This window comes from Pseudomonas abieticivorans, assembly GCF_023509015.1.
GTDB classification, from domain to species: Bacteria; Pseudomonadota; Gammaproteobacteria; order Pseudomonadales; family Pseudomonadaceae; genus Aquipseudomonas; species Aquipseudomonas abieticivorans.
In genome coordinates this window covers 5,653,581-5,666,112 of the sequence record NZ_CP094975.1, presented here as the reverse complement: position 1 = coordinate 5,666,112, position 12,532 = coordinate 5,653,581, and the positions used below count along the sequence as shown (strand labels likewise).

Below are 12,532 nucleotides of genomic sequence, written 5' to 3'. Positions count from 1 at the left end.
TCACACGCTGTCCTGTCCATCGCCATCCGCCTCGTTTGCTTGAAGGGGTGATGGCACAGGAGCAATTAGCTCGCCAGCTTTTGGCGCTCGAAAGGTGTTTTTTAAAATGCCGTGGTTTCAAGCACTTGTAAAAAAATATTTCAAGAAATCGGGCAAACGACTGGGGAATGACACCCACCTGCGGGGAAAGTTCACACCCATTGTCAGGTGGTTGCCAACGGGAACGAAAGACTCACGCGGGTCCCTTCGCCTTCCACGCTGTGCAGCTGCACCTGGCCGCCAAAGCGTTCCATGATCCGCTTCACCAGCACCAGGCCCACCCCCAGCCCGCCCTGTTTGGTGGTGAAAAATGGCCGGAAGGCCATGCTGCGCTGTTCGGCGCTCATGCCCTTGCCCGTGTCGGTCAGGGTCAGGCTCACGGCTTGGGCGCCCTCAGGCTCCAAGGTGAGGGTCAAGGTGCCGCCGCGGCTCATCGCCTCCAAGGCATTGGCCAACAGGCTGTTGAGGATCTGGGTCACTTGCACATGCTGGCTGAGCACCATGGGCGTGAAGGCCGGGCTGAAGATCACGTGGGCCTGGGCCCGCTCGATCTGCTGCTCGAAGGCCAGCAGGCTGTCGTGCACGCAGGCCACCAGGTTGACCGGCTCCGGGTCGTCATTGAGCGGGCGCAACGACTGCAACAGCTCGCGGACCCATTTGGACATGCGGTCGACCTGGTTGATGATGTCGGTGATGTTCTTGTGCGCCGCGCCACCGTCGAACTCCAGGGCCAGTTCGGCGCTGGAGCGGATGGTGGCCAGGGGGTTGCGCAGGCTGTGGGCCACCGCCGAGGACATCTCGCCCAGGGCCACGAAGGTTTCGTTGGTGATCAGTTGTTGTTGCTGTTCCACCAACAAGGTCGCGGCGCGGCGCACGATCCAGAACAGGCCGAAATAGATCAACGCGCCGCCCACCGCCGTGGAGGTCCAGATCAGCACCAGGCCGCGCTCCATGCGGTTGATCAGGTCTTTGGGCTCTTTGTAGATCTCGACCATGGCAGCCACGCTGTCGCCGTCGGCGTTGAACAGCGGAATGTAGTTTTCGATGAACAGGAAGTCGGGCGGAGTGAGGAATTTCTGCTCCATGCGCGCGTTATCGACATTGTGATAACTGGCCGACACCGGGATCTTGTAGCGAAAGGCATGCTCCAGGTCGTCGTCCTCATCGATGTGCGTGCCGATCAGCGCCGGGTTGGTCGACCAGATCACCGTGCGATCAGGGGCATACACCGAGGCCAGCAGCACGTCGGGCAAGTGTTCGATGTGATCGAGGAACTCGTGCCGGGCCTTGGCCCGCGCGCCCGGTTCCACGTCCGGGAAGTCCGCGTCATGGCGTGGGTCGAGCAATTCGCCCAGGGTCCGCACGTTGGGGATGGTGGTGTGGCGCACTTCGGTGGAGGCAATGGACTGAATGAACTGCGCGGTGAGCAAGGCATCGCGCGCCACGCTCTCCTGGATCACGAAGCGGGTGGACACCGCGCCCAGGCCCAGCGCAACCAGGCCGATGATGGCCAGGCTGATCACCGAAAACCAGCGCAACAGGTTGAAGGGCTTGCGCGCGGTGGCGAGCGTTGCGGGGCGCTCACTGCGGGGCGGCTCATGCCTGGTCATGAAATATCCTTTACGCCGATGACTATAGGGTTATAGACCACTCATCGGTTCTTGCCTGCCCTTCCCCATTCCCCACCTGCCCCCAATGCCGGGGGTTGCGCCCCACACCCCGCACCCGTCGCGTTGCCGCCTTAACCGCCGCGAGCCGCGTGGCGCGGGCATCGTGGTTCAAAGCGCAGGCCTTGGTATGGAAGTTGCCAAAGACCTCTCAACTGACCCATCCCCCCGGGGCCGGGCCTTTTGCCAGAGGGATAACCCATGCACCCTTTACTGTCTAAAACCGCGTCGGTGATGGTCGTCGCCTGCCTCGCCCAAGGCGTCGCCCGCGCCGCGCTGTTCGACGTCGACCCTGGGCCCTACCCGGCCAGCAACGGCCACTTCGCCAGCTGGTACCAGGACAGCCACGGCCGCGTGCTCGACTTCTGCCTGTCGCGGGCCCAAAGCTCCCGCGTGCCCGGCACCCCCGGGGCACCGTCGTACATGTGCTCGCTGATCCCCAACCCCGGGGTGTTCGACGACACCAAGCCGATCGTCTTCCCCAGCAACTTCCCCGACGAAGCCTTCTGGTTCACCGCCGACGGCACCCTGGTCGATGCCGCCCGGGGCATCAACCTGAGCTATGGCGCGGCCATCGAGGCCACGTTCAGTGGCGGGCTTCCCGCGGAAAACGAGCAGATCAGCTTTGCCCGCGTGCGTATGCGCATCGACGTGCCCACCGCCGGCACCTATGTCATCACCCACCCCTACGGCGTGGACGTGTTCAACGTGACCACCCCCGGGCGGCGCGCGATCAACATGACCCGCGACCTGGGCATCGGCGACCCGCAGGTGTTCACCGGCGCGCTGAAGGGCGACATCGGCCCGTTCCTACGCGGGGTGAATGGCCCGTACACCGAAACCAACCCGCAAACCGGCGCGGCGGAAACCTTCGTCGGCGACCCCAACCTCACCGAGGCGGTCACCGGCAGCCCCTACAACACCAACTACATCCGCATCGAGGGCCCCAATGGCCTGGATGTGCGCACCACCGTGTTCGCGGTGTCCGGCAAGCTCTCGAGCGTGGTCCGGCCCACCCCGCTGATCACCCAGCGTGGTACCTACTCGCGCCATGCCGGCGACAGCGCACCTGTGGCCCAGCAGGACGTGTTCGTGATGGCCCCACCGCCGCCCGGCACCGTGACCCTGGCCAGCAACAGCCCGGCCCTGGCGCTGATCGAAAACACCGCCACTGGCAACTGGTATGCCCAGTCGGCCAGCAACCCGACCCTGCCGAGCAACCTGTTGCTGACTGCGGACAACCACCTGGCCATCGCCAGCAGCACGCCGACCACCCTGGCCTTGCCGCTGACGGATTTGGTGATCATCCAGAAAGCCGAATACAGCCTCAGCACCGGGCAACTGACCCTGGTGGCCTCCAGCAGCGATGAAACCTCGCCGCCGCTGCTCACGGCCACCTCCGGCACAGGCGTGACCATCGGCGCGCTGAGCGGTGATGGCGCGGTGAAAACCCTGGCCACCGGCATTTCGCCGATACCGCCGGCCCTGGTCAAGGTGACGTCGTCCAACGGCGGCAGCGATACCGAAGAAGTGGTCATCGTGCAATGAGCACCCCTCGGCCCAGTTTCGTTTCAGGAGGCATCATGAACAATTGGCCACGCCTGGCGCTCAGCGCCCTGGGGCTTTCGATATCGCTGTCGGGCACCGCCCACGCGACCCTGGCTGCCGTCGACAGCGGCCCCTACACTGCCGCCACCGGGCGCTTCCCGCTGTGGTATCAGGACTCCACCAACCTGCAGCTCGAACTCTGCCAGTCCAAGGCATTGAGCTCGCGGGTGCCCAGCGTAGCGGGCACCCCTTCATACATGTGCACCATCCTGCCGGAGCCGGGCATCTTCGATGACACCCTGCCCATGGTGTTCCCCGACAATTGGCCACCAGAGGCCTTCTGGACCGTGGCCGAGGCCAAGATCCCGGCCGTGGGCAACAGCGGGTATGAGCTGGAAGCCTATGTGGCGGGCATCGAGGCGGCGTTCACCACCCCAGACCCGGTGGACGGCCAGCAGATCAGCTTTGCGCGCATCCGCCTGCGCATCAACGTGCCGGTGGCCGGCAGCTACACCGTGACCCACCCCTACGGCACCGAAACCTTCAACGTCACCACCCCGGGCCGGCGCGCGATCAACGTGACCCGCGACATCGGCGTGGCCGCCCCCGGCAATTTCGGCGGCGCGCTGAACGGGGCCATCGGGCCGTTCCTGCATGCCGTCAATGGCCCCTATATCGAGGTCAACCCGGAGACCGGTGCCAGCGAAACCTTCATTGGCGACCCTAACCTGGCGGAAGCGGTGACCGGCAGCCCGCAGGGCACCAACTTCATCCGCATCAGCGGCCCGCCCGGCACGATCCAGACCAGCCTGTTCAACCTGACCGGCAAGGTCTACGATAACCGCGCGCAAACCCCGGTGGACGTCGACCGCATCACCTACCGGCGCACCACCAGCGGCGGTGGCAACAACACCCGCGTCGAGGTGTTCGCCCATTCGCCCAACAGCTCCAGCCTGTGCTTTCGCGAAACCCTGGCGCTGCTGCCAGGCCCACCGGCCACGCCTTGCCAAACCAGCCTTGCGAACGACAACACCGGGCTGTACTTCGGCCAGCACCTGCTCACCGGCAACACCCTGCCCGCGCTGGTGGTGGTCACAGCCAGCAACCCGGCCGGCACCACCCGGCCCACGGCGGTGTCGAGCAAACTCAGCGACATCGTCAAAATCAGCGCCGCCACCTACACCTGGAGCAACCACAACCTGGTGATCGAGGCCACCTCCAGCGATGAAGTGGCGGTGCCCGACATGGTCGCGCAAGGCTTCGGCCGGTTGTCCAAGTCCGGTACCCTGCAACGCCTGACCGTGGCCGACCTGGCCCAACCGCCGGCCAGCGTCACGGTGAAATCGGCAGCAGGCGGCAGCGACACCGAATGGGTAAAAGTGGTGGGCAATGCGCCCAATACCGGCGACAACCAACCGCCCGTGGCCGTGGCCGACACCGCCAGCACCGGCTTTGGCGTGCCCATCACCCTTAACCTGCTGGCCAACGACCATGACCCGGACGGCAACACGCCGCTGAGCATCACCGGGCTCACGCAACCGGCCTCGGGGTTGGGCAGCGTGGTGCTCAATGGCTCGACGTCGGTGGTGTACACCCCGCCGGCGGTGGTCAACACGCCGATTACCGCGGTGTTCACCTACATGGCCCAGGACGCCAAAGGCCTGAACTCCACCCCGGCCAACGTCAGCGTCAGCGTGGCGCCCAACCGGCCACCGGTGGCCAACGCCGACGCCGTCGCCACCCTGGGCGTGGCCATCGCGATCAATGTGCTGGCCAACGACACCGACCCCGAAGGCAACGTGCCCCTGGGCGTCGCCAGCCTGACCCAACCGGCTGCCGGGCGCGGCACCGTGAGCACCGACGGCACAGTGATCACCTACACGCCACCGGCCACGGTGACCACAGCGTTCACCACCACCTTCACCTACATCGCCCGTGACAGCTTCGGCGCCCTGTCGACGCCGGCCACGGTCACGGTGCAGGTCTCGCCCAAACCTGCCGCGGAAACCTTCACGGTGACCACCGCCACGGTGCAGGCGCGCTCCGGCAACCGCTTCAACTGGGACTTTGCCGGCACCTCGTCGGTGACCACCGGCAATACCATCACCGTGCAGGTCACCACGCCGACCGGGCTGGTCACCCTGGGCACCACCACCGTGCCGGCCACCGGCAGATGGCGGTTGACCTTGAACAACCTGACCACGCCGATCCCCTCGGCCAACCCGACCGCGACCATCCGCTCCTCGCAAGGGACGGTGCGCACGGTCTCGGTAACCACCCTGTAACCCCCGCGCCCCACCGGCATTGCCTGCCGGTGGGGTGCCCCCCACCAGGAGCTTGCCATGGACGTACTCAAAGCCGCGCTGTTGTGCCTGGCAATGCTGGCGGGCAGTGGCACGGTTTGCGCCGATGACCTGATGGACAACGCCGACCTTGCGCCCAGCACCGACCTGGGCGAGCTGCCGCCGCCGGTGGGCCAGCACGCGCTGATCGACCAGAACGGCCAGGCCAACCAGGCCCGCGTGGAGCAGAACGGCCAGTCGCTGCTGGGCAACATCGTGCAGTCGGGCAGCAACCAGGAGGCCTACATCCTGCAGGCCGGCAGTGACCTGATGGCCACGATCAATCAACAGGGTTACGGCAACAGCGCGTCCATCAGCCAGAACGGCAGCCACAACCGGGCGCAGATTTCGCAAAACGGCAGCAACAACAACGCCAGCATCGATCAGGCCGGTACGGGGCTGCAAAGCGCCGTGACGCAGTCGGGCAACGGTATGAGCGTTTCAGTCAAACAGTACCGCTAGAAGCAACCTTTCACTCTGGAGGATTCACCATGTTCAGACTAAACCCCCTCGCCGCCGCCCTGCTGGTGGTGCTCAGCGCCCACGCCATGGCCGATGACAGCGTATCCAGCCAAATCCAGGACGGTACCGCCAACATCGCCGACGTGCAGCAAACCCAGGCCAGCAACGCCAAGGCCAACCAACAGCAGCAGGGCCAGGGCAACGACGCGGCCAGCGTGCAACAAACCACCGACGGCCAAATCGACCAGATTCAAAGTGGCAGCTACAACGCCGGCTACGCCGAGCAGTTATTCGAAGATGCCAGCACCATCAAACAGCAGCAGAACGGAAGCTTCAATACCGCCCACGCCAGCCAGTCGGTGGGCATCGGCAACCAGGCCGAACAGCAACAGGACGGCACCGGCAACTTCTCGTTCGTGTACCAGGACTCGCAGCAGGGCAGCCGGCTGAGCAGCCTGCAATCGGGGGACAACAACAGCGCCTACATGGAGCAACTGTTCGGCGGCCTGAACAACAGTGCCTTCGTCACCCAGTTCGGCCTCAACCACTATGCCGCCACCGAGCAGGTGCTGCACATGGGCGGGCAGATCAGCATCAACCAGACTGGCGACGGCCAATACGCCTACGCCGACCAGCGCAACGGCGACGGCGGCCTGACCACCATCACCCAGAGCGGCACGCTCAACGCCAGCGAAGTGTGGCAAGACACCCAGACCCTGGGCAGCGAAGCCCACGTGACGCAAATGGGTAATAGCAACGAGGCCACCCTCGACCAGAGTTTCGGCCAGAGCAACCTGGCCACGGTGTTGCAGGTGGGTGACCTCAACGCGCTGTACGTCGACCAGTTCGAGTCCATCGGCTCTACCGTGCAGCTGTATCAAAGCGGCAACGACAACGCGCACTTCACCTACCAGACCGGCGATAACCACCTGATCAGCGCAAGCTCGCTGGGCGACGGCAACAAGGTCAACGCCAACCCCTTCCAGGGTGCCCACGTGGGCGGCCAGAGCGGTTCCAGCCAGAAGGCGTTCATCAACCAGAACGGCACCGCCAACGTCGCCACCTTCACCCAGGACGGCGCCAGCCACCTGACCCAGCTCAACCAGACCGGCCAACGCAACCAGGCCACGGTGACCCAGGCCGACGCGTTCAACGAGCTGTATTTCGACCAGAATGGCAGCGACAACATCCTGATCTCTGACCAGCGCGGCGAAAGCAACCTGGCCCAGGGGTCCAGCGCCGGCACCGGCAACAGCACCACGTTCGACCAGTCGGGCAGCAACAACCAAGCCTACACCGCGCAGTTGTACGGTTCGGACAACCAGATCAACATCAAGCAGGCCGACAGCCTGAACGTCGCCTACGTGACCCAGGGCGGCACCGCCAACACCGCCACCGTGGACCAGAGCGGCTACAGCCAGACAGCGACCGTGCAGCAGACCGGTTCGTTGAACCAGGCCAATGTGCTGCAGCAGTAGGCAGCAAGGGGCGGCGAGGGCCTTGGACTGTCACCCAGCCCTCAGCCCTTACCCAACCCCGCCAACAAATCCGCCTGCACGATCTCGATCCAGTACTGGTCCGGGTCGCTGACAAACGCCACGTGCTTCATGCCTTTGTCCAAACGCTTCACGAACGGTACCTGCAACCGATCGAAGCGTTCGCAGGCGGCTTCGATGTGCGGCACCGAAAAGCAGATATGCCCAAACCCACGCGGGTCTGCGTTGCCGTTGTGGTAGTGCGAATCGTCGCTCTCGGTGCCCCAGTTGTGCGTCAGCTCCAGCACCGATTGGCGGCCGAAGGTGTACACCTGGCGCGCGCCCTCGTCTTGCGGCACCTGCTCGCCGGCCGTCATCGCCAGAAAATACAGCGAGAACCGGGCCTCGGGGAAATCCACCCGGCGCAGCAGGCGCATGCCCAGCACCCGGCTGTAGAAATCCAGTGAGCGTTGCGGGTCCTTGACCCGCAGCATGGTGTGGTTGAACACATAGCCTTGGGTTTCGGCGTCCGGTGTCAGGCACACACCGGGCTGGGTTTCGCTGACAAAGGTCATGGCAGTTACTCGGTTCAAGGTCTGCACAGTCTAGCCACGGGCGCGCCGGCCTGGGTAATAGCGCACTACTACGAGGCCATGGCCCTGGCGAGCGTACTCAGTTCATCCTTTTCGTGTTGCAGTACGAGCGAGGCGTTGGCACGCATGATCAAAAGCCCGACATGCCTGCTGCAAGCCGCCTTGAAGAGCGCCGGGTTGATCTGAGCAAGGCTTGCGAGCGCCTTTAGCAAGCGCAGGTTGACTTCAAGCAGGCCTGCGCCATCTCTGCTGATCGGGGCAAAAAAGTCGTCGAACAAATCATCGACCCGCAACCCCCGCACATACACCCGCTCACAGTCTGAATCGGTCTTTGGCGTAGGTAACTGCGGCTTACCCCAGCACGTAAAGGTTCGGACCCCCCGACCGATGACGTCGATGGCAGTCCCCGGGTCGTTGACCGCAGGAGACAAGGCGCGGGAGGCAATTTCCGAAAGCACGCAAAGGCCAAACCTCGGATCGTGTTCAAACGATCGCCTGATGCCAATGGTCAATGCCGCCAAGACCTTGTGCGCGATCGCCTGCCCGTCATCGGCACGCTCGCCGTTCAATGCCACGGTATGGACGAGAGGCATCCCCAGGTGGACAAAACTCCCCGGGACAATCTCCAGATAGATCCGGACCTGGCACGCCTTGGCAATGACGCCCAAAGCCTGCACATCGATATGCTGGACGTAGCCGGTCTGGTCGCTGGCCACCGCGTGGGCGTTGGGGGGCAGGACAAGGTCGGGCGGGTAGGCCGAGCCGCCCAAATGAGGCCACTGTGCGCGTTGATTGATGGCTTCCATCGTGGCGTTTTCAACCCGGTCGATAGTTTCCCCCACCCGCCCCAGCTTGGAGAGGTGGTCGATCCAGCGCAACAGGGTATAAACAATCAAAATGACCACGGCTATCGTGACCGCGAATAACACCACCCGACCTTGGGTTCCGTATGCACCGGTGCTCAGGGCAATGATGCCCACCAGGCTAAAAAGAAAGGAACCTATGAACGTGGCCAGGGCGTTCTGCGTCGTGGCGTCCTCCATCACCAGGGTCGTGGCGCGAGGCGTCACCCCGCTGCTGGCGGCACCGTACGCGGTCACCATGGTGCTTAGCGAGAAGGTCGTCACCGCCAGCATGCTCGAGGCAATGATCCCCAGGATCTTGTCCACCGCGTCAGCCCCGATACGCGCGGGTAGCGACTCTGGAATAAAGTCCTTGAAAAATACCGCGAGCAGTGCCGTGACTACCCCCAGCAGTGAGAACAAAGAGGCCCTGAACCACAGCCGCTTGGTGAGTTGATTCATTAGCCAACGCCAACGGGCGATCATGTGCAGTACCTTCAGTGGCCATGGCTGATTGAGTCGCAGACAGGGTAGAAGTTTCATCGCACCGTGCAGGTCTGGCATACCCCACTGACGCCTTGGCGTGCGCGACATCAAGCGTACCGGTTGCCTCGACTGAAGTCGCCAGCGATTGATTGACCTTGGGGCAGGCACCCACGTAGTACCGCGCTATTACCTGCTGTATTGCAGGGGGTCTAGTATCAAAAGCAGCTGCATCGCCTCTTACAAAAAAAATAACGAGGAACACGCCGTGAATGACCTGAAACTCGATCGTCGCCGCTTTCTACAGGGCAGTGGTGGGTTGCTGTTGGGCACCCTGCTCTTCACCTCCGGCCCCATTGCCTTGCTGGCGCCCAGCCAGAGCTGGGCCATGGCCCTGACCACCCTGGACAGTGACACCGGCGCCCGCCTGCTGGTGATGGTGCGGCGCATCTACCCCCACGACAGCCTGGAGGACGCCGCCTACGCTTTCTCGGTCAAAGCGCTGGACGACAAGGCCAGCCAGGACCCAGGCGTGGCCCAGCAACTCAAGGACGGCGTGGCGCAACTGGACAAGCAGGCCGGCGGCCACTGGCTCAAGCTGGATGAAACCCACCAGGTGAAAATCCTGGAAACCCTGCAAGACTCGCCATTTTTCGCCCTGGTGCGGGCCACGGCGGTCGGGTCGCTGTACAGCAACGAGTTGGCGTACGCACACTTTGGCTACGAAGGCGCCTCGTTTCCCAAGGGTGGCTACCTGCTGCGCGGGTTCAACGACCTGACCTGGTTGCCCGCCCCGCCTGCCGACGCCAGCCCCGACCCCTTCGCCTGAGGACACTGCCATGACGACTTACACCCTAGATGACGATTCGGTGGTGGTGATCATCGGTTCCGGCGCCGGCGGCGGCACCCTGGCCAACGAGCTCTGCCAGAAAGGCATCCCCGTGGTTTTGCTCGAAGCGGGCGCGCGCCAGTCCACGGCCACCTTTATCAACGATGAATGGCCCTCGTTTAACCAGTTGGCCTGGACAGACAAACGCACCACCTCGGGCAGTTGGCGGGTGGCCAAGGACTTCCCCAACCTGCCCGCCTGGATCTGCAAGACCGTGGGCGGCACCACCACCCACTGGGCCGGTGCCAGCCTGCGTATCCAGGAACACGAGTTCCACGCCTTGCAGACCTACGGCAAGGTCAAGGGCGCCGACCTGCTGGACTGGCCCATCACCCGCGCAGAGCTTGACCCCTATTACACCCGCGCCGAAGACAAGATGGGCGTGACCCGTACCAACAACGTGCCGGGGTTGCCGGGCAACAACAACTTCAAGGTGCTGTACAACGGCGCCAAGAAGCTTGGCTACAGCGAATGCTCCACCGGCCACATGGCGATCAACAGCCGCCCGCGTGCCGGTCGCGCCTCGTGCCAGCAACTGGGGTTCTGCTTCCAGGGCTGCAAGATGGGCGCCAAATGGTCGACGCTGTACACCGAAATCCCCGCTGCCGAAGCCACCGGCAAACTGGAGCTGCGCGCCGAATCCCAGGTACTGCACATCGAGCACGACGACCAGGGCCGCGCCAGTGCGGTGGTGTATGCCGACGCAAAAGGCCAGTTGCAACGCCAGAAGGCGCGCATCGTGGCGGTGGCCGGCAATGCCATCGAAACCCCGCGCCTGTTGCTCAACTCGTCCAGTTCACGCTTCCCCCACGGCCTGGGCAACGGCGCCGGCAAGGTGGGCCAGTACTACATGCGCCACACCACCGGTTCGGTGTTCGCCGAGTTTCAGGACCCGGTGCACTTTTACCGCGGCACCATCATGGCCGGCATCGTCAGCGACGAGGTGCATTTCAAGCCCGATCGCGGTTTTGTCGGCGGTTACGAGATGGAGACGATTTCGCTCGGGCCATCGTTCATGGGCGCCTTCTTCAACCCTGGCGCCTGGGGTCGCGACTTTACCCGGGTGCTGGACCAGTACACCCACCTGGCCGGGATGTGGCTGGTGGGCGAGGACATGCCCCAGGCCAGCAACCGCATTACCCTGAACAGCGAGGTGAAGGACGCATTCGGCCTGCCGGTGGCCAACGTGCACTACGACGACCACCCCAACGACCTGGCCATGCGCGAGCATGCCTTCACCCAGGGCCAGGCGCTGTACAGCGCGGTGGGCGCCCTGAAAACCCACCGCGTGCCACCCTACCCCTCCACCCACAACATGGGCACCTGCCGCATGAGCGCCAAGCCTGAAGACGGGGTGTGCAACAGCCATGGGCAAAGCCATGAAGTGCCTAACCTGTACATCAGTGACGGCAGCCAGTTCACCACCAGCGCCGCCGAAAACCCGACCCTGACCATCGTGACCTTGGCGATACGGCAGGCCGACTACATTGCCGAGCAGTTGAAGGCCTGACACACCGCGAAAAGTACGCCGGGGTGTATCAGGCAAACCGCGGCGCCTGCTTCGCGGATAAATCCGCGCCTAGACGGTGGGGCGCTCAATCTGGCAGCACGATGTAATCGTTGCGTTGGACGATACCGCCATGCGCGCCCTGTACCAGGTGAATGTAACGCCCGCTCACTTCGTCGATCGGCAGGCAGTCGTCCACATCCATCAGCGCATCGGTGTGGGGCTTGGACCAGTGCGCCAGCAGGTGCTGCTTGCCCTTGGCCTTCGCCTGGGCCTTGTTCTGGGCGACCACCAGCACGTAGTGGTGCGCCTCGCCGAACGCCTGCGCTTGGTAACCACCCAGGTTGATGAAATACAGCCGTGGCGAGCCGGGCGCAGGCGCCAGGTGGCTGAGCTGCACCTTCCATTGCTCGACGCCGTCCACCCGCATCCATGAGTCCACATGCAGCCCTTTCGGGCTGCCAAACCAGCCTTGGCGCAGTTGCGGGTAGGCCGCCTCCAGGCTGTCGGCAATCACAAACGCCACATCATGGACTTCAATTTTGGCCCTGGGATGTTTGCCTCCCAGCATCACGACAAACAGCATGTTCGGTTCCTGAATTCAGACGGCGGCGTTGACTGGGTGCATGATAACCGCGCCGAACGTTTCCAGGCGCCGCGTATCAGAGCATTTAATCACTCAAGG

General features: G+C 63.8%; 10 protein-coding genes. 6 read left to right on the top strand and 4 right to left on the bottom strand.

What is annotated here, in order from left to right; all coding sequences use genetic code 11:
* Positions 1 to 203: 203 nt before the first annotated feature.
* Positions 204 to 1,649, bottom strand: a complete 1,446-nt coding sequence (locus L9B60_RS25735) for a sensor histidine kinase (protein WP_249673790.1) — start codon at positions 1,647 to 1,649, stop codon at positions 204 to 206.
* Between the two features lie 258 nt (positions 1,650 to 1,907).
* Here L9B60_RS25735 and L9B60_RS25730 point away from each other — a divergent pair, with 258 nt between their 5' ends.
* From L9B60_RS25730 to L9B60_RS25715, 4 genes are read left to right on the top strand one after another with little or no spacing between them, the layout of a single operon-like run.
* Positions 1,908 to 3,254: a hypothetical protein gene (locus L9B60_RS25730; protein ID WP_249673789.1), complete on the top strand. Its 1,347-nt coding sequence runs from the start codon at positions 1,908 to 1,910 to the stop codon at positions 3,252 to 3,254.
* Between the two features lie 35 nt (positions 3,255 to 3,289).
* Complete coding sequence (locus tag L9B60_RS25725) at positions 3,290 to 5,539, top strand: Ig-like domain-containing protein (RefSeq protein ID WP_249673787.1); 2,250 nt, start codon at positions 3,290 to 3,292, stop codon at positions 5,537 to 5,539.
* A 57-nt stretch (positions 5,540 to 5,596) separates the two neighbouring features.
* The gene (locus L9B60_RS25720) at positions 5,597 to 6,058 is read left to right on the top strand and encodes a curlin (RefSeq protein ID WP_249673785.1); all 462 of its coding nucleotides are present in this window, start codon (positions 5,597 to 5,599) and stop codon (positions 6,056 to 6,058) included.
* A 29-nt stretch (positions 6,059 to 6,087) separates the two neighbouring features.
* A complete protein-coding gene (locus L9B60_RS25715; protein WP_249673784.1) occupies positions 6,088 to 7,536 on the top strand; it encodes a curlin in 1,449 nt (482 codons plus the stop codon).
* A 41-nt stretch (positions 7,537 to 7,577) separates the two neighbouring features.
* On the opposite strand, the gene gloA is transcribed toward L9B60_RS25715, so the two are convergent.
* Positions 7,578 to 8,108 carry a lactoylglutathione lyase gene (gene gloA, locus L9B60_RS25710; protein WP_249680150.1) on the bottom strand — a complete coding sequence of 177 codons (531 nt, stop codon included), beginning with the start codon at positions 8,106 to 8,108 and terminating at the stop codon, positions 7,578 to 7,580.
* 68 nt (positions 8,109 to 8,176) lie between these two features.
* Positions 8,177 to 9,454, bottom strand: coding sequence for a DUF2254 domain-containing protein (locus L9B60_RS25705; RefSeq protein WP_249673783.1), 1,278 nt, complete (start codon positions 9,452 to 9,454; stop codon positions 8,177 to 8,179).
* A gap of 265 nt (positions 9,455 to 9,719) precedes the next feature.
* Between L9B60_RS25705 and L9B60_RS25700 the strand changes: the two genes are divergently transcribed.
* Together L9B60_RS25700 and L9B60_RS25695 are read left to right on the top strand one after the other, a co-directional pair.
* Positions 9,720 to 10,280: a tat (twin-arginine translocation) pathway signal sequence gene (locus L9B60_RS25700; RefSeq protein WP_249673782.1), complete on the top strand. Its 561-nt coding sequence runs from the start codon at positions 9,720 to 9,722 to the stop codon at positions 10,278 to 10,280.
* Between the two features lie 10 nt (positions 10,281 to 10,290).
* On the top strand, positions 10,291 to 11,850 hold the full coding sequence (locus L9B60_RS25695; RefSeq protein WP_249673781.1) for a GMC family oxidoreductase: 1,560 nt from the start codon (positions 10,291 to 10,293) through the stop codon (positions 11,848 to 11,850).
* A gap of 85 nt (positions 11,851 to 11,935) precedes the next feature.
* Here L9B60_RS25695 and L9B60_RS25690 read toward each other — a convergent pair whose 3' ends face one another.
* On the bottom strand, positions 11,936 to 12,433 hold the full coding sequence (locus L9B60_RS25690; protein ID WP_249673780.1) for a DUF1543 domain-containing protein: 498 nt from the start codon (positions 12,431 to 12,433) through the stop codon (positions 11,936 to 11,938).
* Between the last annotated feature and the right edge of the window lie 99 nt (positions 12,434 to 12,532).